Origin of the sequence: Phyllobacterium sp. CCNWLW183, assembly GCF_037203775.1 — a bacterium.
Classification (GTDB): domain Bacteria; phylum Pseudomonadota; class Alphaproteobacteria; order Rhizobiales; family Rhizobiaceae; genus Phyllobacterium; species Phyllobacterium ifriqiyense.
On sequence record NZ_JBBCBN010000015.1, the window covers coordinates 1 to 21345 of the forward strand.

20 protein-coding genes, 1 tRNA gene and 1 pseudogene are annotated in these 21345 nt (G+C 52.1%); 6 read left to right on the forward strand and 16 right to left on the reverse strand.

Annotated elements, in window-relative coordinates; all coding sequences use genetic code 11:
- The 6 genes and pseudogenes from V9K95_RS23170 to V9K95_RS23195 form a co-directional block, all read right to left on the reverse strand.
- Positions 1 to 107 (reverse strand): annotated as a pseudogene (locus tag V9K95_RS23170) (electron transfer flavoprotein subunit beta/FixA family protein); the annotation flags it as partial.
- Positions 108 to 301: 194 nt separating this feature from the next.
- Complete coding sequence (locus V9K95_RS23175; RefSeq protein ID WP_336442348.1) at positions 302 to 1063, reverse strand: rhomboid family intramembrane serine protease; 762 nt, start codon at positions 1061 to 1063, stop codon at positions 302 to 304.
- Positions 1064 to 1230: 167 nt separating this feature from the next.
- Positions 1231 to 1962: a rhomboid family intramembrane serine protease gene (locus V9K95_RS23180; RefSeq protein ID WP_307280327.1), complete on the reverse strand. Its 732-nt coding sequence runs from the start codon at positions 1960 to 1962 to the stop codon at positions 1231 to 1233.
- 27 nt (positions 1963 to 1989) lie between these two features.
- On the reverse strand, positions 1990 to 2571 hold the full coding sequence (locus tag V9K95_RS23185) for a cob(I)yrinic acid a,c-diamide adenosyltransferase (protein ID WP_336442349.1): 582 nt from the start codon (positions 2569 to 2571) through the stop codon (positions 1990 to 1992).
- Between the two features lie 10 nt (positions 2572 to 2581).
- Positions 2582 to 2779 carry a twin transmembrane helix small protein gene (locus V9K95_RS23190; protein WP_307280322.1) on the reverse strand — a complete coding sequence of 66 codons (198 nt, stop codon included), beginning with the start codon at positions 2777 to 2779 and terminating at the stop codon, positions 2582 to 2584.
- Positions 2780 to 2819: 40 nt separating this feature from the next.
- Complete coding sequence (locus tag V9K95_RS23195) at positions 2820 to 3650, reverse strand: SDR family oxidoreductase (RefSeq protein WP_336442350.1); 831 nt, start codon at positions 3648 to 3650, stop codon at positions 2820 to 2822.
- 95 nt (positions 3651 to 3745) lie between these two features.
- Between V9K95_RS23195 and V9K95_RS23200 the strand changes: the two genes are divergently transcribed.
- The gene (locus V9K95_RS23200; protein WP_115055466.1) at positions 3746 to 4600 is read left to right on the forward strand and encodes a YihY/virulence factor BrkB family protein; all 855 of its coding nucleotides are present in this window, start codon (positions 3746 to 3748) and stop codon (positions 4598 to 4600) included.
- Here V9K95_RS23200 and V9K95_RS23205 read toward each other — a convergent pair.
- Both V9K95_RS23205 and gluQRS read right to left on the reverse strand, forming a co-directional pair.
- Positions 4567 to 5454: a DMT family transporter gene (locus V9K95_RS23205; RefSeq protein WP_115055575.1), complete on the reverse strand. Its 888-nt coding sequence runs from the start codon at positions 5452 to 5454 to the stop codon at positions 4567 to 4569. The genes V9K95_RS23200 and V9K95_RS23205 overlap by 34 nt on opposite strands.
- Positions 5455 to 5519: 65 nt before the next feature.
- Positions 5520 to 6377 carry a tRNA glutamyl-Q(34) synthetase GluQRS gene (gene gluQRS / locus V9K95_RS23210; protein ID WP_336442351.1) on the reverse strand — a complete coding sequence of 286 codons (858 nt, stop codon included), beginning with the start codon at positions 6375 to 6377 and terminating at the stop codon, positions 5520 to 5522.
- 74 nt (positions 6378 to 6451) lie between these two features.
- Between gluQRS and V9K95_RS23215 the strand changes: the two genes are divergently transcribed.
- Entirely contained in the window at positions 6452 to 7096 is a 645-nt protein-coding gene (locus V9K95_RS23215) for a DNA-3-methyladenine glycosylase family protein (protein ID WP_336442352.1), read from the forward strand.
- A 108-nt stretch (positions 7097 to 7204) separates the two neighbouring features.
- The gene (locus V9K95_RS23220) at positions 7205 to 7762 is read left to right on the forward strand and encodes an HNH endonuclease (RefSeq protein WP_008127884.1); all 558 of its coding nucleotides are present in this window, start codon (positions 7205 to 7207) and stop codon (positions 7760 to 7762) included.
- Positions 7763 to 7920: 158 nt separating this feature from the next.
- Here V9K95_RS23220 and V9K95_RS23225 read toward each other — a convergent pair whose 3' ends face one another.
- Both V9K95_RS23225 and V9K95_RS23230 read right to left on the reverse strand, forming a co-directional pair.
- Positions 7921 to 8418 (reverse strand): disulfide bond formation protein B, encoded by a 498-nt coding sequence (locus tag V9K95_RS23225; protein ID WP_336442353.1) that lies wholly within the window; start codon positions 8416 to 8418, stop codon positions 7921 to 7923.
- Between the two features lie 30 nt (positions 8419 to 8448).
- Positions 8449 to 9039: a YqaA family protein gene (locus V9K95_RS23230; RefSeq protein WP_115055459.1), complete on the reverse strand. Its 591-nt coding sequence runs from the start codon at positions 9037 to 9039 to the stop codon at positions 8449 to 8451.
- Positions 9040 to 9291: 252 nt separating this feature from the next.
- Between V9K95_RS23230 and V9K95_RS23235 the strand changes: the two genes are divergently transcribed.
- Positions 9292 to 9376: transfer RNA gene (locus tag V9K95_RS23235), tRNA-Leu, on the forward strand.
- Between the two features lie 135 nt (positions 9377 to 9511).
- Here the strand turns inward: V9K95_RS23235 and V9K95_RS23240 are convergent.
- From V9K95_RS23240 to pepT, 3 genes are all read right to left on the reverse strand, one after another.
- Positions 9512 to 11401, reverse strand: coding sequence for a caspase family protein (locus V9K95_RS23240; RefSeq protein WP_336442354.1), 1890 nt, complete (start codon positions 11399 to 11401; stop codon positions 9512 to 9514).
- On the reverse strand, positions 11401 to 12033 hold the full coding sequence (locus V9K95_RS23245) for a hypothetical protein (RefSeq protein ID WP_336442355.1): 633 nt from the start codon (positions 12031 to 12033) through the stop codon (positions 11401 to 11403). Before V9K95_RS23245 ends, V9K95_RS23240 begins: the two co-directional genes overlap by 1 nt.
- 315 nt (positions 12034 to 12348) lie before the next feature.
- Entirely contained in the window at positions 12349 to 13581 is a 1233-nt protein-coding gene (gene pepT / locus V9K95_RS23250; protein ID WP_336442356.1) for a peptidase T, read from the reverse strand.
- A gap of 242 nt (positions 13582 to 13823) precedes the next feature.
- Between pepT and V9K95_RS23255 the strand changes: the two genes are divergently transcribed.
- Positions 13824 to 14612, forward strand: a complete 789-nt coding sequence (locus V9K95_RS23255; RefSeq protein WP_336442357.1) for a sulfotransferase family protein — start codon at positions 13824 to 13826, stop codon at positions 14610 to 14612.
- On the opposite strand, the gene bspF is transcribed toward V9K95_RS23255, so the two are convergent.
- The 3 genes from bspF to secA all read right to left on the reverse strand — a co-directional run bounded on the left by bspF (position 14609) and on the right by secA (position 20164).
- Positions 14609 to 15895, reverse strand: a complete 1287-nt coding sequence (gene bspF, locus V9K95_RS23260) for a type IV secretion system effector crotonyl transferase BspF (protein ID WP_336442358.1) — start codon at positions 15893 to 15895, stop codon at positions 14609 to 14611. The genes V9K95_RS23255 and bspF overlap by 4 nt on opposite strands.
- Positions 15895 to 17316, reverse strand: a complete 1422-nt coding sequence (locus tag V9K95_RS23265) for a lipopolysaccharide biosynthesis protein (protein WP_115055446.1) — start codon at positions 17314 to 17316, stop codon at positions 15895 to 15897. The genes bspF and V9K95_RS23265 overlap by 1 nt, the downstream gene beginning before the upstream one ends.
- 121 nt (positions 17317 to 17437) lie before the next feature.
- Positions 17438 to 20164, reverse strand: coding sequence for a preprotein translocase subunit SecA (secA, locus tag V9K95_RS23270; protein WP_336442359.1), 2727 nt, complete (start codon positions 20162 to 20164; stop codon positions 17438 to 17440).
- Between the two features lie 259 nt (positions 20165 to 20423).
- Here secA and V9K95_RS23275 point away from each other — a divergent pair, with 259 nt between their 5' ends.
- Positions 20424 to 21338, forward strand: coding sequence for a peptidylprolyl isomerase (locus V9K95_RS23275; protein ID WP_307280070.1), 915 nt, complete (start codon positions 20424 to 20426; stop codon positions 21336 to 21338).
- Positions 21339 to 21345 lie beyond the last annotated feature (7 nt).

Below are 21345 nucleotides of genomic sequence, written 5' to 3' on the forward strand. Positions count from 1 at the left end.
TTCATCGACATTTTCACATTTGCAAGCTCAACGCCTGAACCGTCACCTTTGACGCGGATCTTGACGTTGTAATCGACTACCCGCTTTACCGGTACGAGGACTTTCATGGGGACTCCCTCTTCAACATTCAAATGACAGCTTTAACTGTCCTATCACAGTACCTGCTTGCCGGATGCCGACATTGAGGTGAAAAAAGCGACACGTTTGTGTCTGAACAGCGCGGGACCGTAAATATGAGTGACGTAAAGGTCAATGCGCGCTATGCGACAATCTGTACTTCAACCGATTGAATGATGTGGGTCTATCTGCCCCATTTCGCAGGTTCGGTTTGCGTAGCGGCGATAGCTGGCTCTTTTTCGACCACGACGGCACGCGGAGAGACTATGGCACGGTCAAAAAGCGGAACATTGCGGCGCTTCAAAATGAGAATGAGCAATGCACCTGCTATAATCCCGCCCACATGCGCCGGCCATGATATTTGCTCATCGCCACCCCACAAAAGCATACCGAATTGCAGGGCAACCCAAAGGACGAGTGGATAGATCGCCGGGATGCGCAGCGGAATTCGTCCAAAGGCCAGAACCCAAACTTTCACGCGAGGATGGAGTATAAGATAGGCGGCAACGATACCTGCTATCGCACCAGAAGCGCCTATCAATGGTGCTTCTGAATCCGGCAGAATGACGCCATGGAGAAGAGCTCCCGCCGCCGCGCATAAAAGATAGAAGATCAAAAATTTTACGTGGCCGAGAGCGTCTTCAATATTGTCTCCAAATACCCAGAGAAACAGCATATTGCCGCCGAGGTGGAAAATGTCGGCATGGAGAAATGCGTAGGTGATGTAAGTGGCATTTGGCGGCACAATATCATAGGCTGCAGGCAGAGCTGCAAGGTCATGGACAATGGCGGGTATATAGCCAAGTCCAATAATTGTGGCTTCCGCATGATCTCCGGCAATGCTGGTCAGCGCAAAAATGATGACATTCAGCGCTATCAGCGAAAGTGTCACATATTGCAGCTTGATGTATTTTAAGCTGTTGGCGTCATGCAGTGGAATAAACATTGGTGTCTTTCTACCGGATATCGAGAGACGTGACGTGGACACTGGAAGCGCACCGAAACCAATGTGTGTGGTGAATTTGAGCCAAAGCTTTGGTATTGTCTACAAACAACCTCCAGCAGATTTCCAATTTAGACAGGTAAGTTCTGCGCTACCTTGAAGCCGCGGCTTCAGGCCTCATTGTTTTGCTTGTCTTCGGTCACGACGGCGCGAGGTGTGACAATGGTGCGATCAAACAGCGGAATGCTCCAGCGTTTGAGAATACCGACCAGCAATGCGCCCGAAATAATTCCGCCGACATGGGCTGACCAGGAGATGCGTTCATCGCCATGTACGAAGAGCATCAAGAACTGTTCGGCGATCCAAAGTGCAAGCAGATAGATTGCCGGAAGCGGCAAAGGAATGCGTCCGAAGGCGAAGACCCAAACCCAGACCCGCGGGTGAAGCATGAGATAAGCGGCGACAACCCCGAATATCGCTCCCGATGCGCCAATTAATGGGCCATGAGAGTCGGAAAAAACAAACCCGTGCATTAAGGCACCGGCGGCACCGCAAAGAAAATAAAAGATCAGAAATTTTATATGCCCCATGGCATCTTCGACATTGTCGCCGAAGACCCAGAGAAACAGCATATTTCCGCCGAGATGGTAGATGTCGGCATGCATGAACGTATAGGTGATGTAGGTCCATCCACTAGCTATAAAGTCATATTCCGGCGGACGAACAACCAGACCCTGCGCTACGGCGGGGATGTAGCCAAATATCATTGAGGCTTTTTGGGTGTCCGGATCGAAAAGGGCCACAAGCCCAAAAATCAGAACATTCAAAACAATGAGTGAAAGCGTAACATATTGTAGTTTTATGTATTTGAGGCGATTGGCGTCATATAGTGGAATGAACATTAATTCCGGGTTCCTGCCTCAGGCCTGTCAGCGATTTTTACCCGGCACCCATAACACGTCTTTCGCGCCATTGTCATTGACAACCCGAGCCGCAACAAACAGGAAATCGGAAACGCGGTTGATGTATTTCAATGCGGCGGGCGTGACGATCTCATCGGGCCTTTGAGAAAGCTCGACCATTTGACGTTCTGCACGGCGCGAAATCGTGCGCGCCAGATGCAAAGCGGCTGATGCAGGGGAGCCTCCCGGCAGCACGAAGGAGCGCAAAGGCTCAAGCTTTTCGTTCAGTTGGTCAATATCAGCTTCAACTCTTGAAACCTGGGTATCGATGATACGCAAAGGCTCGTAGGCGAGAGTTTCACCCGTATCCGGGGTGGCAAGATCAGCCCCGAGATCGAAAAGATCATTCTGGATGCGAAAAAGCATGGCATCGAGTTCGGGATAATCCCGTTCCGTATGCAATCGGGCGAGGCCAACAAAGGAATTTGCCTCGTCCACAGTGCCGTAAGCCTCTACGCGCAAGTCATGCTTTAAACGGCGCGCTCCAGTGCTGAGGCCGGTGGTGCCATCATCGCCGGTGCGCGTATAAATCTTGTTGAGCTTGACCATTATATCCGCCCTAGCCTGCAGCGCGATGGAAGTAGATGGCGCCAACAATCAGGATGATGGCAACGAGCTGCAGCAGAATACGCAGTTGCATCATCTTGTTGGAGAAGTTGGCATCGCCGCCCTTCATCATGTTGCGCAGACCGACGAGAAGCACGATAGCGACGGCGGCAATGGCGACAATTGCCAGAAACTTGAAGATGATGTCCATGATGTTATTCCTTATCAGGCTGACTTGCAGTCTGCTCCTGTCATGATTGGCTCGCAAGCATGCGATATAGCGCACGTGCCGATAGCATTCTTTTGGCAAAACTTGCCAGCTTAGCTGGAACCGTCACCACATAATGGGGTCTGGGACGCTCATTTTCCAATGCGTGTTTCAGAACCTTGTAAATGGCATCTGGCCCAAGTGCGAATCGTGGTGGCTTTGCCTGTGAGAATTTGGCGATTTCTCTCTCGTATTGCTCGCGATGCACTGATTTTTCAATATCGATATATTTGCTTATTTGGGCCGCCGCATTGGTCCTGAAATGGGACTCGATCGACCCCGGCTCGAGCAGCGATACATGAATGCCGGAGCCAGCCAGTTCCATCCGCTGTGTTGTCATCAACCCTTCGAGTGCAAATTTCGAAGCGACGTAAGCTCCGCGCAGTTTCATGGGTACCAAGCCGAGAATTGATGAACAGTGGACAATTCGCCCATGACCCTGCCGCCGCATCACCGGAACAATAAGTTGCGTCAACTCATGCCAACCAAAAAATGCTGCTTCAAATTGCTCGCGTAACGCCGTTGTCGGCAAATCCTCCACAGCGCCGGGCACCGCGTAAGCGCCATTATTATAGAGTGCGTCGAGCGTGCCGCCGGTCTGTTCAAGAACAGCCCTGACCGTATCCCTGATGGATTGCGCCTCGCTATAGTCAAGGTAATGAGCCGAAAAGCCTTCCGCTTTAAGATCATCTATGTCAGATAATTTGCGGGCAGTAGCAAAAACGGTCCAGCCATCAGCCTTCAGGGCGCGTGCACAATAAGCGCCCATGCCGCTGGAACATCCTGTAATCAAAATCGTTCTGGAACGGGGCATGGTTTCGATTCAATAGGTTGCGCAAAAAAACACTTCACATATTCGCTTGTGCCTTGCAATCTCGCGTACATGACCATGGGGGCAAACCTGCATTGATGCGTAAACTATATGGTTTTCTTCGGCGTATTCTTGGTGACGCTCTGGGGCATTTCAGCACGGATGATGGATGGGCACTGGCGAGCCATGTTGCGCTGTCAGGAATCATGGCGCTTTTTCCGTTTCTGATTTTTGCCACGGCATTGGCGAGTTTTCTCGGAGCAAGTGCTTTTACCGAGACGGCAGTGCATGTCGTATTCGACACCTGGCCGGAGGTGATCGCCAACCCAATCAAGCAGGAAGTGAGCAATGTTCTCAATGTGCAGCGCGGCGGGTTGTTGACAATCAGCGTGATTGCCGCTGCCTACTTTGCATCCAATGGTATTGAAGCTTTGCGGGTCGCGCTCAACCGGGCTTATCGTGTGGTGGATACGCGCTCGATCATTTATTGCCGTCTGCAAAGTCTTGGCTATGTGATTATCGCGACCATCGGCATCATGGCGATCAGCTTTCTGCTGGTGCTTGCCCCGCTGGCGATGCGGATTGCTTCGAAATGGTATCCTGAAATTTATCTTCTATCGGGAACGATCAGTTTCTGGCGCTATTGCATTGCATCGGCCGTGCTCATCATCGGCCTTCTTGTGGTTCATCTCTGGCTGCCAGCAGGGCACAGGCGTTTTGTTGATATTCTGCCCGGCATTCTGCTTACACTGATTGCCTGGACTATTGGGGCCACGATCTTTGCCAGCTATCTGGAGACATTTGCGTCTTATATCTCGACCTATGCGGGACTTGCTTCGATTATGGCCGCTATTGTTTTCCTTTATATAATCGCAGCCATCTTCATTATCGGAGCTGAAATAAACGCTGCGATTATTATCTATCGCGAGGGAAGGGTGGCGCGGCGGCTTTGACCTGCGGTCGAAAGCGCAACGCCCAACGTGGCAATGGCCATGCCAACCAGCTGAAATAACGTCAATGTCTCCCCGAAAAGGACATAGGCCATCAGGGCCGTGACGCCGGGCACGAGATAAAACAGCGACGCGACTTTCGAGACTGCGCCTTGGTTGATCAGGATCATCAGCAGCAGGACCGCGCCGATGGAAAGAACGACGACCAGCCAGAACATGGCGAATACTAGTGAGCCTGACCAGATGATTTCATGAGTCTCGAACAACAATGTCATGATTGCCATGACCACCATCGCACCCAGATATTGCAAGGTTGTTCCTGCCTTTAAATCAATCTGGCCAACAAAGCGTTTCTGCCAGACGGTGCCGACGCTGATGGCAATAACCGAAAAGATCGAAGCGCCGACAGTTGCCGGGGTAATACCATCGGCAGAAATCGAAAGCTTGGGCCAAAGCACCATGGCAACGCCAATGAAGCCGACACCCAGTCCCGCCCAATGCCGCGGCTGTATTTTTTCGCCAAGCGTTACACCCGCAATCAGCGCAGTGATCAGGGGTTGCAGGCCGACGACCAATGCAGACATGCCAGCGGGCAAGCCCTTGTGAATGGCCCAGAACACAGCTCCGAGATAAGCGCCATGGATCAGGCAGCCGGCGATGATTGCGTGCATCGCTCCGCGCCTATCGGGCCAATTATTGCCCGCCAGAATAACCCATACGCCTAATATTGCGCCTGCAATGGCAAAGCGTGCCATGAGAAACAGAAACGGTTCCATATAGGGCATCGCGTAGCGCGCGCCGATAAAGCCGGTAGCCCACAGAAGAACGAACAGGGCTGGAAGGAAGCGTACGGACATTGGGGGTACAGCCGGATCATTGAAGGAGACAACTGACTTATACCCGCAAAGTGAGATGCGATAGATCATAAACCGATCAAATCACATATCTCCTGACGTGTTATCCCTCGCTCACGCAAAGATCGCAGGGACGTATCCCTGCGGCTTTTCGATAATTTGTTGCCGTCATTATCCAGAACGAGCCTATGATGGTGGTAGAGCGGCGGTTCAATGCCGAAGAGGTGTTGAAGCAGGCGGTGAACGCTGGTGGCGTGATAGAGATCCTTGCCACGAACCACATGCGTAATGCCTTGCAAAGCTTCATCAATAACGACGGAGAGATGATAACTGGTGGGTATATCGCGTCGGGCGATGACGATGTCGCCCCAGTCCTGAGGCCGGGCATTGACCTTGTGTTCACGCGAACCAAATTCATGCCAGATCAGTTGCGTTCCTGCCACCTCAAGAGCGCGGTCCATGTTCAAGCGCCAGGCATAAGGGTCTCCCCTTGCCATGCGTGTTTGCTGTTCGCGCTTTGAAAGCAGGCGTTCAATCGGAGGGTAGAATGGAGCGCCGTCCGGATCGCGCGGCCAATCATCCATGTTGGAACGCTCGATCTCCCGCTTGATACCACTGCGGCTAAGAAATGCCGGATAGACAAGTTCCATTTTGACGAGGCGATCCAGAGCTTCCTGATAGATTGGAAAATGTTCCGACTGGCGGCGAACAGGCTGTTCCCAATTCAGGCCAATCCATTCCAAGTCATCCAGCATTGAATGCTCAAGTTCGGGTGTACAGCGTTCGCGATCTATATCCTCCATGCGGAGCAGCATCCGACCACCCATATTCTGTGCCATCCGTTGATTCAGAAGAGCGGAATAGGCATGGCCGAGATGAAGGGAGCCATTGGGACTGGGTGCGAATCTGAAAACCGGAACTGTCATGCGCGCTGGACATTCTTGGCGTTGTTCACACTCATTGATACGGTGTTTGCCGGATCATGCAAGGATGAAGACATATGCGCAGAATTGATACACTCGACGATATTGCCGAAGGCCTTGCGGACCTGTTGCGCGCTCATCCCGAACTGGCGGTGATTGCAGAGAAGGCTGGACCGTTGCCTTTGCGTCGCTCCGCGCCGGGTTTTGAAAGCCTGGCATCGGTCATCGTTTCCCAGCAGGTGTCCAAGGCGAGCGCCGATTCTATATGGAGACGCCTCATTGGCGTTATCGACCCGCTGACGCCGGAAAACTATCTGGCAGGAGGCGAGGAAGCGTGGCGAATCGCGGGTCTTTCCCGCGCCAAGCAGGCGACGCTCGCCCGGATAAGCCAATCGATCGTCGCCAGCGAACTCGACCTGTTCGACCTTTGTGAGCGGCCCATCGAAGAGGCGATGCAGGTGATGACGAACGTCAAGGGGATTGGCCCATGGACCGCCGAGGTCTATCTGCTTTTTTCAGCCGGTCATGCGGATGTCTTTCCCGCAGGGGATGTCGCGCTTCAACATGCCTATGCGCATGCATATGGCGAATCAGTGCGGCCGGATTCGAAAACATTGAAGATTTTTGCCGAGCGCTGGTCGCCTTGGCGGGGTGTGGCTGCCAGACTTTTCTGGGCTTACTACGCCGCAACCCGTGGCCGTGATGCTACACCCGTCGCATGAAGTTGAAATAACGGTGCTTTTTCTGCTGCCGCGCAGCAATTCGCTTCACATTCCTGTCACGTCAAGCTTACAATATGAAGGCCTGATGGTTGGATTGGAGTTGATTCCTTGACAATAGCCGTCTCGCCGGACGGACTGCCGGCTCTGGTACTTAATGCGGACTATCGTCCGCTCAGTTATTATCCCTTGTCGCTTTGGTCCTGGCAGGACGCGATCAAGGCGGTTTTTCTTGACCGTGTGAATATCGTGGCCGAATACGAGCATGAAGTCTCGTCGCCTTCATTCGCGATGCGTTTGCCAAGTGTCGTTTCGCTGAAAAGCTATATCAAGCCGTCGCGCAACCCGGCTTTTACGCGGTTTAATGTTTTCCTGCGCGATCGCTTCGAATGCCAATATTGCGGTTCGGAAGAAGATCTGACATTCGACCATGTCATCCCCCGTTGCGCCGGTGGCGAAACAGTTTGGGAAAATGTTGTCGCTGCCTGTTCGCCCTGCAATCTACGCAAGGGAGGCCTTATGCCGGATCGCGCCAAGATGTGGCCGAGGCAAAAGCCTTACCCGCCGACAGTTCACGATCTGCATAATAATGGCCGCATGTTCCCGCCAAACCATCTGCATGAAAGCTGGATGGATTATCTTTATTGGGATGTCGAGCTCGAGCCGTAGAAACCTCCTGCCAATCCACCCCGATGGCCATCTGTTGCAATTTTCTGCGCTTCCGTTGCTCACGAACCCGAAAGTTCGCTGCGCTACGGTTCTCAAAAATCACATCACATGCCTCATCGGGATGAATTCTCAGAAGGTTTCTGCATTGTGGATTAGATTTAGGATTTCGCTGCGCCGCGAAATGCTACGATCATCAGAACTAAGCTTGCAATGGCATTCCAGCCAGCAAAGGACAGGCCGAGAACGCGCAGAGCTGCGGTATCGCATGCAGGCGGGCGAACAGAATTCATATCGCTTAGAAGGCTGCCTGCGTCCGTCGTGATCGACATTGCCACCGCCGTGCAATCAGTTGGGCCTGCCCAGAATTTCCACTCCACGCCCGCATGAAATATTGCAAGACCAAGGCCAATGAGCATGAGCAGGCCGCCCAGAGCCAGAAGCAACCGCGTCAGACCCGCAGGCCATTTCAGGGATGATGAAGCGACCGCCAGCACCATCAGGGGGATACCGGCATAATAGGGATAGCGCTGCTCAAGGCATAGCTTGCAGGGGAGATAGCCGCCAATATGTTGAAAACCCAATGCCGAGCCGACTGTGACAATCATGGCCAGCAGCAGAAAAAGTGCGGTCTTCAAATGGGGTTTGGTATTGGTCATGACGGCGCTGGTCCTCTTGAATTGACGCAACTACAGATGAAGATAATGGAACACGGCGTAGAGCAGAATCAGGATGAGCGCCGCTGCACCGGCAATGAGTCCGAGGCGTTTTTCGATAAAATCGCGGATCGGTTCGCCGTAACGGCGCAAAAGCCATGCGAGAAAGAAGAAGCGCGCACCGCGTGCGATAATTGCCGAGACGATGAACAGCCAGATGTTGATACCCGCCGCGCCTGAAAGAATGGTGACTATCTTGATGGGAGGCAGGTGAGCAAGTCCCGATGTTACAAGCAGGAGCAGGATCGCGTCAGCGCTGGTGGAGCCGCGCATGGCCTCAAAGGCATCAAGCTTGCCATACATTTCAAGTATCGGCTTGGCGAGGGTTTCATAAGCATAAAAGCCCAGCATCCAGCCGGCTATTCCGCCAAGCACAGAGGCAATAGTGGCAACCAGCGCATAGCGATAGGCCCGTTCGGGACGGGCAAGGGCCATCGGCAGATAAAGCACGTCTGCGGGAACGAGGAAAACCGAGCTCTCGACAAAGGCAATGACCGCAAGCCATGCTTCAGCCGACTTGCGCGCGGCCAGTGACATTGTCCAATCATACAGTCTGCGCAGCATTATCGGTTCCCGCCTGGAGTAAATATGCAAGGTCTCTTAGAGCAAACATTCGCCAAATGGAATCGGGACGATCAATTTTCGCAACCTCGCTGGCAGGTATCTTGCACCCGCCTCTAGCTTTGACTGCGGGCAGGGGCAACACACGAGTGCGTTATCCGCGAAAAAGCTTTTATTGCTGTTGACCGAAGGTGCCCTCTGCATGTATTTGGCTTTCACGGAGTTGAGTTCGCTCATCTCCGACGCTTTTTGGCGGCCCCTTTGGCGGAATTGGTAGACGCGCCTGACTCAAAATCAGGTTCCGCAAGGAGTGCTGGTTCGATTCCGGCAAGGGGCACCATTTTTCTCTAAAATCAATTGTAATTTCAAGGCAATACGCCTAGCGCCTCATTTTCCATCCACCCCAGCATCCCCCTTTGAATAAATTCTCCAATATTTCTCTAATAGGAGTATTTGGAAGCTTCTGGGCGATATTTCAGGTCAAAAGATACCAAGGTTCGCGATTCGGTCGTAGCAGCGAACTAAATAAAGCACCCGAGCGAACAGATGAGGACGAAAGATTGGGATCCAATAATATCCGTTGCTCAATAGGCCGCCATTGCTCAACAAAGTCAGCTACCGACCAAATGTCGTGGCCAATTGCGAACGAATAGTTCAAGCCACCATCCATACGCTCTTCAGCGAATGTCTTGATGTTGTCAGGAATATAAAGATTCATATTCACATGATCGAATTGTTTCAACGAGCCATCGATCACATCAGGCATTCCCAAAGAATTATAAACGAGTAAGAGTGCAGGCAACAACGTTGTCGGCCTTGCGATTATTTCACCGACTTCAGAGAAATCACCCCGAATCCGAGCCTCCAGAAATGAAAAAGCCTCGCTTCCGGAAAGACCGCTAGCTGCAACAATACCGCGGTTCTCATAAAGAGTTGAGAAAAGATAGCCTGACACAACTTCTACTTCGTCCGTGCAATTGAGTAATTCTCTGGAAGTTGCAAACGCAATAAATGATGACGTTTGTTCGTCCGAAATAGCGACAATTGACTGCGAGTATTTCTCAACAATTTCTTTTAGCAGTAACAAAGCATTTGATTTCGATAGTAGCTCTGGTCGCCCGATCAACTCAGACGCGTGAGCTGATGCGCCAATCCACCCCAATATTGACAGTAGCCTCAGCGGCAGAAAATAAAGATCAGCGAAACCTGCTTTGGCTGACAGCAAAGCATACTCGCTTCCTTGGAGTTCGATTAAGAGAGAGCGAATTGCTTCGTCTACGCAATTTATTACACGGGCGGTAAGATCATTTGTCAGAACCGTGATGGCAGAGTTTTCTTGAGAGTATGCCAACATTGCAGCGAGGCAAGAAGCGTGAAGCTGTGCTTCGTCAAACAGGTCGCAGGAGCCGCGTAACCTTGGACCAAAAGTATTCGCAATACCTTCGAGAAATGACGCAATCAAATCAGGATTATTTGCAAAGTTGTCGCAAAATGGTTCGACCAAATCGATAAATCGCGGAGCATCAAATCCGCGCGACATCGTTAGATAAAATTCCCAAAGTCTGTCCGCGTTATCACGAATATAATTGTTAGCTGCAGTATTGGTTGTAAAGTTGGAGATAACCTCCGTGATGTGTGGCTGGCCGCCCGAATAAAGCGGGTTTTTGGCAAATTGAGCTCTACCATAAAGGTTAATGCCCCAGTAAACGGGCGTTTGAAATTGGCCTCCAAGACTTTCAGAGACCATTTTGCCAATCTCCACAAGGTCCAGTACTGGGCGGCTTGTTTGAACAACGACGTCGCCTTTTAAGCAGCGCATCACCTCATCCGTACAGCGACCTCGTCCGTCGACCTCTTCAGCACTTTCGTTGGAGCCAGAAGCCGCGAGTATGCTAACAGCAGGCGATCCGGTTTTACCAATTACACTGGGGTTGAGCAAAGTTGATACATCACGAGTTATGCCACCGGATTGGCACGCATCGATAATTATGTTTGTTTGGCGAACCTTTGCTTCATTCAGCCAGCCGAATAGTTGGCTCATGGACAAGGCAGTAATTGACAACCTGTCGAGCTGGGAATCTTTCAGACATAAGAAGTATGCATCATCTTTAGTCCCACCGTGTCCTGCAAAGAAAAAAGTGAATTCATCTATTGGACCGCTGTTGAATAATAGCTCCTCGATTATCTCTCTTACTTCGGTGAGTGAGGGGGATAAAACTAGTCGAGAATGAGAACTGTCATATTCGCCCCAGCCATCAACGACTAAGTGATCATAAATGGCTTTTGCGTCGTTAAAGGCGCCAGAAAGCTTCGAAAGCCGCGGATGAATATATTCATCGCATCCAATTGCTAAGAGGATGCGCATCACTTTTCCTCATTCATTTTTGGAAATTTCGCGAGCCGTTCCCGTTCTCTATCTAACGCCGCAGCGCTTTTATATGCTTTTATACGCTCTACTTCTTCGTGAAACTCAACACCTTGTTCAGATAAGGAAGCCATCATTTTAACGTGTGCCTCATGACCAAGATGAAGCTCAGGCAGGCTAATCTCCCCATCTTGATTTACACCAAACTCGATTTTTCGCAGTATCTCTAGAAATGCATCCGCCATGGAATGGTGTTCGTTAGCCCGCACAACGTTGCCGGTTTTCTCAGTGGAACGACCTAACGTTTCATATAATGATCCCATGAACTGCCGCTCTAGGTCTGCTACAAGTGCTGACTGAAGTGCTGGAAGTGATGACAAATTGTGCGATACGATATCTTCAAACTTTAATTGTAGCTCTGTGGAATGCATAGACAACTCGCCTTCCTCGTCCCCACCATTTGATGGCGCAGTCCTCCATGTTCTGCCATGGCTAAATCGTTGCGTATTTCGCTCAGGGACGACTTTGTCTCTGACGCGCTTCATCTGGTTTTGCAGTTGACGTGTCCACGCTTCGTCAAACTCATTTATACGAGTTGCAAATTCGAATGCGCCTAGCTTTTTACTTTTCATACTTACCAGCCTGCCTTGGAGTGGAATTGTGATAGCATGGTCATATCAGTGGCGGATAGAGCTCACAGTCCGTCAGATACTCAAGTTATCTAGTCACAAGAAACCATCGCCGGCATGATCTTTGAAGCGATCCGCGCGCCGAACATAGGTTTCAACAGTGCGTGGATCTCGGTGACGTGTCACCTCCATGATGCGGGAAATGCTTGCTCTATTTTCGGCCGCAGAAGTCACAAAGCCAGCGCGTAGCGAGTGGCCACAAGCCGTTCGCTTGCCTTGTACTCGGGCAATGTTTCCAAGAGGCAGCGCGGAGCATCCTCACGCGCGCTCTTCCCATATCCTGGCAAGTTCCACGATTGTCTTTACAGCTCTTTCCATGTCCTGCCTGCTGACCCATTCTAGCGGCGAGTGAAAGGCATGGCCGCCGGCAAAGAGGTTTGCGCAAGGAAGGCCCATATAGGATAGTCGTGAGCCATCCGTGCCACCTCTTATGCTGCCGCGCACGGGTTTCATGCCCGCGCGCCGAATCGCTTCGATTGCGTTTTCCACGATCTCGGGGTTCCGGTCGAGAATCGCTTTCATATTGCGATACTGCTGTTTCACAGTGAATTTGTAAGAAGAGCCGGGGAAATCGGAGATCACTTTCTTGACCAGATCTTCCAGCATGGCTTCCTTTACCACCAGACCCTCATCGTTAAAGTCACGGATGATAAGGGCGAGCGTGGCCTTTTCCATGGAACCCGTAATATTGACCGGATGAATAAAACCTTCGCGGCCTTCAGTCGTTTCGGGGGCGATATTCTTGGGTAAAGCGGCAATAATCGCGCTGGCGATCTTGATGGCGTTTTCCATCTTGTCCTTGGCAAAACCCGGATGGATTGCGACACCCTGAATGGTGATCTCAACGCCATCTGCCGAGAATGTCTCATCTTCAATATGTCCGGCGGTTTCACCGTCGACAGTATAGGCAAATTGCGCACCGAGCTTTTCAAGGTCAACCTTGTCAGCGCCGCGCCCTACTTCCTCATCCGGCGTAAACAGGATGCGAATGGTGCCATGTTTGATGTCGGGATTATCCATGAGGATTTGCGCAGCCGTCATGATCTCGGCGAGACCCGCTTTGTCGTCGGCTCCAAGCAAAGTGGTGCCGTCGGTTGTGATGATGTCGTTGCCAATCTGATCAAGCAGGACAGGATGATCTTTCACGCGAATGATCTGCTGCGTATCTCCGGTCAGCTGAATGTCCCCGCCTTGATAATTCAGCACATGTTGGGGCTTCACATTTGTCCCTGTGAAATCGGGCGCCGTATCCATGTGCGAACAGAAACAAATGACCGGCACGTCCTTGTCGACATTGGAGGGGATGGTTGCATAGACATAACCATGTTCGTCCAGATGGGCGTCGGTCAGGCCAATTTCGAGCAGTTCAGCGACAAGTATGCGGCCAAGATCAAGCTGCTTCTGGGTCGTGGGCTGTGTTGAAGAACTGGCATCCGACTGGGTGTCGATCACGACATAGCGAAGAAAGCGGTCGGTAACTGTATCGGTCATAGGCTTCATTCCAATTGATCAGCGGTAGTCGTCTGTTTAGCGCGTGATGGGCCGTGTGTGAAACGGATTTCAGCTGAGATGTTTTCTCAGGGCGGCGCCATCGCGCTGTCTTTTGCTCGATCAAATTTCTCAAGGGCGAGAAGATACAATATTAAATCAATGTGTTGGGGGCTATTTTGTCGTGATCTGTATTGTGAGTTCTTCCGATCCTGTAGAAAATAAATCTAAATTGGGGAAGATTAATGAATGAACATGCTGAAGGCAGCCCGATAATAGTTTGCGGGTGTCAAAGAAGTGGTACGACCGCCATTGTTCGGATTTTGAACGATAATGGAATGATGATTTCCAATGAATGGGCATTGTTTGCGTGGCCCGCTTGGCAAGAGCAGTTTTCATTGGCTGAGTGGCTTGAGAACAAACGTGCTCAAGTGGAGAAAAACCTTTGGCTGCAGTTCTGGCACTATAAAATCGAGCTGACAGGTTTGGAGGCGGAGCAAGGTTATTCGGCAGCCTTGCACTCGGTCTATGGCAGGCGTGATGCTTGGCGTTGGGGAGACAAGTGGTCGGATTATGTTTTCCACGTTGACGCTGTCAAAGCCCATTTTCCTAATGCCAAAATTATCTACATTTATCGTGATGGGCGCGACGTTGTCGCCAGCATGTTGCGCAAGACCATAGAGAAAGATCCCGGCCCAGGTTTCAAACGGTGGGTGAATTCCATTGAAGCCTGGCTTTCATGGAAAGATCGGGTTGATCACCTTGCAATAAGACAGGAAGACTTGCTGCAGTATCCCGAGAAGATCGCCGCAGACATTGCCGACTATTGCGGGTTTACACTGCAGAGCGCCGGGCATGCTGCTTATGTGCTGTTGGGGTCGGATGCCGAAAACAATGGGGACCACGTATCTGAAAACCCCTTCGAGCATACGGGAGCATATCATGACCAGTTTTCAGATGCTGATGTTCCGGCCGATGTCATGCGCCATCTGATAAATCTGGGCTATGCCAAGCATAAGCAAGAAAGGGTCTAGTTTCGTCCGGTCAAATTGCGCAAGCGCTCGCGCATGAGGCGGGCAATATTCTGGGTGCGCCGGTAAAGGTGGATCTGCGAAGCCGCCTGCCGGGTGGCGCGATCTGCTTGCGGGGTAAGGCCGATGACCAGAGTTCCGATTTTCTCCCGCTCCTGGAAAAGACGAGACGCAACGGGGTGATCCGGCACGGCGCAAGAATCAGTCCGGTCAATATTGGGATCTTCCAAATGATTCTTCAGCACTTCAATCATCAAAAGAACACCCGGCGAGAAACTCGCCAAACGCTCATCATAGGCGGTTTTCCAAGTCCACGCGTCGCCCGCTTCGATGAACACGATCAGCACCGCGATTACTTTGCCATCCAATTCCAGCGTATGGATGCGAGCCAGATCACGTGCAGCAAGATTGTTGACGGCCTCACGTGCAAAGGCCGCACGGAACCGGTCTACGGCCATCGCCGAGCCGCGCTGTCCCTTCCAGCCACTGGCTTCCAGTGCCAGGAAATCCTCGAGTTTGTGTCTTATATCCTCTTCGCTACGGCTGACGACGTAAGTGAGGGCGCCTTTTTCTGAGAGACGCCGCCAGAGCCGGCGGTACTCCTTGGTATGTTTTGCGCCAATGGCTTCGCGTAAATATTCGGCCCCCTCTTTGGTACTTTCAATTGCGGGACGTTCCATCTGGTGCGTCGTGACCAGTGGCAGGTTCCGTTCCATGGCTATTGAACGGATAAGCTGCGCCACCGGGCGGTCGAGCAGCATATCCGGGAAAACCAGGATTTCCGGTAGTTTCAGATGTTTGCGGCCCAGCATGTCGAAGAGATCATTCAGAACGCCAACGGGGTCGTCGCGATCGATCAAGGGCGTTCCCTGTGGTCCAAACGGCGTCGCCCAAGCGCGCAAGATCGAACCTGAAAAAGCAAAGCCCGGGCGCTCTATCGTGTAGGGCATCAGGAAGCGCAGGCGGCTTTTGATGTCGTTCTCGTCGCGCATAACCATGAACCGGACCTGCCTGTCATCGAGGCGTGGCATGGCGGGCGCCAGAAACCGGGGATTGAAAAAGATGTTTGGCTCGATCGTCCGGTAGGTGAGATATTCCAGTTCATCAAGGAGTTCAAAACCGGCGGAAGCTGAGTAGATGGAAAGCTTGCGAGGAATGGCGTGCGTGCTAAGAGTTTCCTCGAACTGCTTTGTCGCATCGCGCGAAGAATCCATGCCCGACAACTGCGCAATGATATGCGCAGAAGGACCACCGGCGAGTTCTTCAAGGAGCGGGATCGCGGCCATCAGACTTCTTCCTTGGCAGGTTTCTCGATTACCCTGCCGGCAAAAACGAACATCGTAATGTTCAGACGTTTGTAAACAGTCAGCGTTAAGGTCACGGCTTCAAATACCATTGAAAAAGCGGTGGCGCATGCGGCTCCGGTCAAACCATAGGCCGGGATGAGCACAATGCTGAGACAGATATTAACAATCAGTGTGAGAGCATAAACCGCAGCACAGATTTTTTGCTTTCCGGCCATGTTCAGCAGGCTTTCAGCCGGCCCAACCGACGCGCGGGCAACCACACCGATAACCATGATGAAAAGGAGGGGATAGCCCTCCGTGAATTCGTCACCGAACAGGTAGAGCAGTGGTTTGCCCAGCAAAAGCAGCACCAGCGCCATTGCAAGAGAGGGCCAAAATGTCCAGCGCGCCGTGTCTCTTGCAAATGCGGCCAGTTGGGCGTGGTCGGTTGTATGGATCAGTTCGGAATATCGCTGCGCGGCACCGGCTTTTACCGAGAAATAGACAAAGTGCACGAGAGCCAGAAGTTTCACAGTGGCAAAATAGGTGGCGACCTTGTCAGGCTCCATGAACCGCCCGACCATCAGCACGTCCGCATTGGTGAGAAGAAAGAAAAAGCCCTCAACAAGGAAGATAGGTAGCGAGACTGTGAACCATTCGCCGAAACGAATGGACCTGTTTCCAGGAGGGATAACAGACTTGAACCGGTTATTGACCACGAGCAATTGAACCAGCGTTGTAAGGTAGGTTGCGATAATTGAGCAGATCACGGCGATAATAGCTGTGGGTGTAAAGCCGGCCGCATGGGCAATGCTCATGATGATGAGGGTCAGGACCGGCCTGACGATATAGGTTGGGGTGAGGGCAACCAGAACCCATGAGCGTGAGCGTGCTGTGCCGTCAAGCGTATCGCCGAGGGCGATCATCGGAAGACAAACAAATCCAAGCAGGAAGGGCGTGACGTAGTAAGCTTCCAGCGCATCGCGGAAGTGATAAATGCCTGCCGCGGCGGCAAGCGCCAGAAAGGTCGTCATCGATATGGCAAATATCTTGCTGGTAAACAGGATGCCGCGCAGGCGATTTAGCTGGTTGCTCTCAAGATATTCCGGGACATAGCGGATAATACTGGTCTGGAAGCCGAGACAGGAAAGATTGCCAAGGATGACGACTGTCACCCATACGAGAACAAAAATTCCATATTCAAATTGCCCCATCCAGCGGGCGAATATGACCTGCGATAGAAGAGCTATGGCTGCACTGATAATACGAATGCCGAAAGCAATCAACGAAACGCGCTGCGCTACGGCATGCTGATTGGTCCCGTCGAGCAAAGCATCCAGGCGAAGGAGCCATGGATGGAGCTGGCGGGTCAGTTTCTCCGGCAGAAACCGGTCTGCAGTCTGTACCGCAGAAAATCGCAAGGGGCAGCTCCAATTATGGCCAATGAGGGAGCTTTACTCAGTAAACCTTTAGAAACGGTTCGAAAAGTAGACACGAATGCTCGGTAATGAAAAGGCCGCATTAAAGCGGCCTTTTTTGTAATCAGGCAAAAGAGCCGTGGCAGTGTTTGTACTTCTTGCCCGAGCCGCAAGGACAGGCTTCGTTGCGGCCAATCTTGCCCCAGCTTTGTGGATTATTGGGGTCGCGATCCGCCGGATCCACGATGCGCAAATCTTCTTGCACGGCAAGCATGCTACCTTCGCCGAAATCATCTTCGCCGGTCGTGCCATCAATATGATGGCCTTCCATCGGAGGCAATTCCGGCTCTTGAGTAGCTGCCGCATCCCGAACCAGTTCAACGCGCATCAATTGCGATGTCACGTTCTGGCGCAGGTTGACCAGCATTGTCTGGAACAGCTCGAATCCTTCGGTCTTATACTCGTTGAGCGGGTCACGCTGGGCATATCCGCGGAAACCGACAACAGACCGCAAGTGATCAAGATTGACCAGATGCTCGCGCCAAAGCGCATCAAGGCTCTGAAGTATGATCGATTTTTCGACATAGGCCATGATTTCGGGCCCAAAGCGCTCAGCACGATCCGCCGCCGCCTTTTCGACCGCGTCGAACAGGCGTTCACGAACATCATCTGACGTTATACCGTCTTCAAGCGCCCAATCTGTTACCGGAAGGTCGAGATTGAGAATATTGCGGACGTCTTCATCCAGCTGCTTGATGTTCCACTGTTCCGCATAAGCGCCTTCCGGCGTATGCCGGTTGGTCAGGTCCTCAACCACGTCCTCGCGCATTTCCTTGGTCGTCTGGCTGAGGTCCGTGCCATCCATGATTTCGAGACGCTGCTCGAAGATCACTTTACGCTGATCATTCATCACATCGTCATATTTCAGAAGGTTCTTGCGGATATCAAAGTTGCGCGCTTCGACCTTCTTCTGCGCTTTTTCAAGTGCCTTGTTGATCCAAGGGTGGACAATGGCTTCGTCCTCCTTGAGACCCAGTCTCTGCAGCATTCCATCCATGCGCTCCGAACCGAAAATGCGCATCAGATCGTCCTGCAGGGACAGGAAGAATTTCGAACGGCCCGGATCACCCTGACGGCCTGAACGACCGCGCAGCTGATTGTCGATGCGGCGGCTTTCATGCCGCTCCGTCGCCAAAACATAAAGGCCACCGGCAGCCAGTGCCTTTTCCTTCAGGACAGCGATGTCGGCACGAATAGCGTCTTCCTTGGCCTTGCGCTCTTCGCCAGCAGGCATGTCGTCGAGTTCACGCGCAATGCGCATTTCGAGATTGCCGCCGAGCTGAATGTCGGTGCCGCGACCAGCCATGTTCGTAGCGATTGTAATAGCACCCGGCACGCCCGCCTGTGCCACAATATAGGCTTCCTGCTCATGATACCGGGCGTTCAGAACCTGAAAGTCCTTGAAACCTTCTTTGCGCAGGCGATCGGCCAGTTGCTCGGACTTCTCGATGGAGGTCGTACCGACGAGGACAGGCTGGCCCTTTGCCGCTGCTTCGCGGATATCGCGAACAATGGCTTTATATTTTTCTTCGACAGTCCGGTAAACTTCGTCATCTTCATCCAGACGCTTGACCGGATTGTTCGTCGGAATTTCCGTAACCTCAAGACCGTAAATATTGCCGAACTCTTCCGCTTCGGTGGAGGCCGTACCGGTCATACCGGCCAGCTTCTTGTACATGCGGAAATAATTCTGGAAAGTGATTGAAGCCAGTGTCTGGTTTTCCGGCTGGATTGTCACATGTTCCTTGGCTTCAAGCGCCTGATGCAGACCTTCCGAGAAACGGCGGCCCGGCATCATGCGGCCGGTGAACTCATCAATGATGACGATTTCATCGTTGCGAACGATGTAATCCTTGTCCTTCTGGAAAAGCTTGTGGGCGCGAAGTGCATTATTGACGTGATGGACGACGGCAACGTTCTCAATATCGTAAAGACCATCACCCTTCAGATGTCCGGCATCGCGAAGCAGGTTTTCCAGCTTTTCCGTGCCGTCTTCCGTGAAGATAGCGGTTTTCTGCTTTTCATCGATTTCATAATCTTCCGGCTGCAGGGGCAGGATGAATGTATCGATGAGATTATAGAAATCAGAGCGGTCATCCAGCGGGCCTGAAATGATCAGCGGCGTACGCGCCTCATCGACAAGGATCGAATCCACTTCGTCGACGATGGCATAATTGTGCGGGCGCTGAACCATCTGCGCGCGCTCATACTTCATGTTATCGCGCAGATAATCGAAGCCCAGCTCATTATTGGTCGCGTAGGTAATATCGGCATTATAGGCTTTGGCGCGTTCTTCATCATCGAGTCCGTGGACGATGATGCCGTAGCTTAGGCCGAGGAAATTATAGATTTGGCCCATCCAATGCGCATCGCGGCTGGCCAGATAGTCGTTGACGGTAACGACGTGAACACCCTTGCCCTCTAGCGCATTCAGATAAACCGGCAAGGTCGCGACGAGTGTCTTGCCTTCACCGGTCCGCATTTCCGAAATGCCGCCCTCATGCAGGACCATGCCGCCGATAAGCTGGACGTCGAAGGGACGCATGCCGAGAACGCGCTTGGCGGCCTCGCGTGCCACAGCAAATGCGGGCACCAGCAGGTCATCCAGCTTTGTGCCATTTGCCAACTGCGCTCGGAACTCCGCAGTCTTGCCCTTGAGTTGTTCGTCCGTTAAGGCCGAAATTTCCGGTTCAAGCGCATTGATTGCATCAACGCGAGGCTTGAATCCTTTTACGCGACGCTCGTTTGAAGAGCCAAAAAGCTTGCGAGCTAAGCCGCCGAAACTGACCATCCCTGGTCCTCTCTTTAAATACGTTCTGCCGGTGAGTCCCGGCATTTGAAGCGTCTGATGTCCGGAACTACAAAGCTGCCATATATCTGAGCTAACAAGTCAAAGGTATAAAGCAACTTCTGCCAAGCTATCTGGACGCAAAGCCGTTGGACAGATAAGAGGGGCCTTGAATGATGTCAATGTTGAAGCGTTGCTTCACTACGGCCAAATTCTGCCATATTCATAGCTCGTACCGATCCTCCCAAGGAGAAAATTGAAAATGAAACTATTGCGTAAGACGATTTCATTGATGACTGTAGCCACGTTTTTGGCGGGCGTTTCCACAGTGGCCATGGTCCAAAACAGCGCGTTGGCCCAGGATGCGACCCCCGCACCGGCTGCAAAAGCTGCCCCGCTGGACCCGACAACGGTTATTGCCACTGTGAATGGCAACAAGATTACGCAGAAGGATCTGGATCAGGCATCCGCAGATCTCGACCCGCAGATTTCCCAATTGCCTGAAGAGCAGCGTCGCGTTGCCGCCCTTGCAGCAATTATTGATATCAAGGCGTTTGCTGTGAAGGCCGAAGCAGATAAGCTCGATCAGACGGCGGATTTCAAGTCGCGCATGGCCTTCCTCAAAGAACGCGCCCTGCACAATGAATATTTCAAGCAGCAGGTTATCGACAAGATCACGGATGCGGATGTCCGCGCGCGCTACGACAAGGAAATCGCTGCAATGCCAGCGACGAATGAAGTTCGCGCCCGTCATATATTGGTGAAGACCAAGGAAGAAGCGGAAGCAATCATCAAGCAGCTGGATGGTGGAGCCTCGTTCGAGGACATTGCCAAGGAAAAATCGACAGACGGTTCCGCAGCTCAGGGCGGTGACCTTGGATATTTCGGACAGGGGCAAATGGTTCCAGAGTTCGAAAAGGCAGCAAACGAGCTCGAGATTGGAAAATACTCGAAGACTCCGGTGCAGACTCAATTCGGTTTCCATGTGATCAAGCTTGAAGACAAGCGTGCCAAGCAGCCGCCGGCATTTGATCAGGTGAAGGATCAGGTCAAATCCATGTTGATCCGCGATCGGTATACGGATTTGATCAAGCAGGAGCGGACATCGCTGAAGATTGTCTATGCCGACCCCGAAGTTGAAAAAGCTTTCAAGGCAGCCACCGAAGGCCAGCAGTAAAAATCAA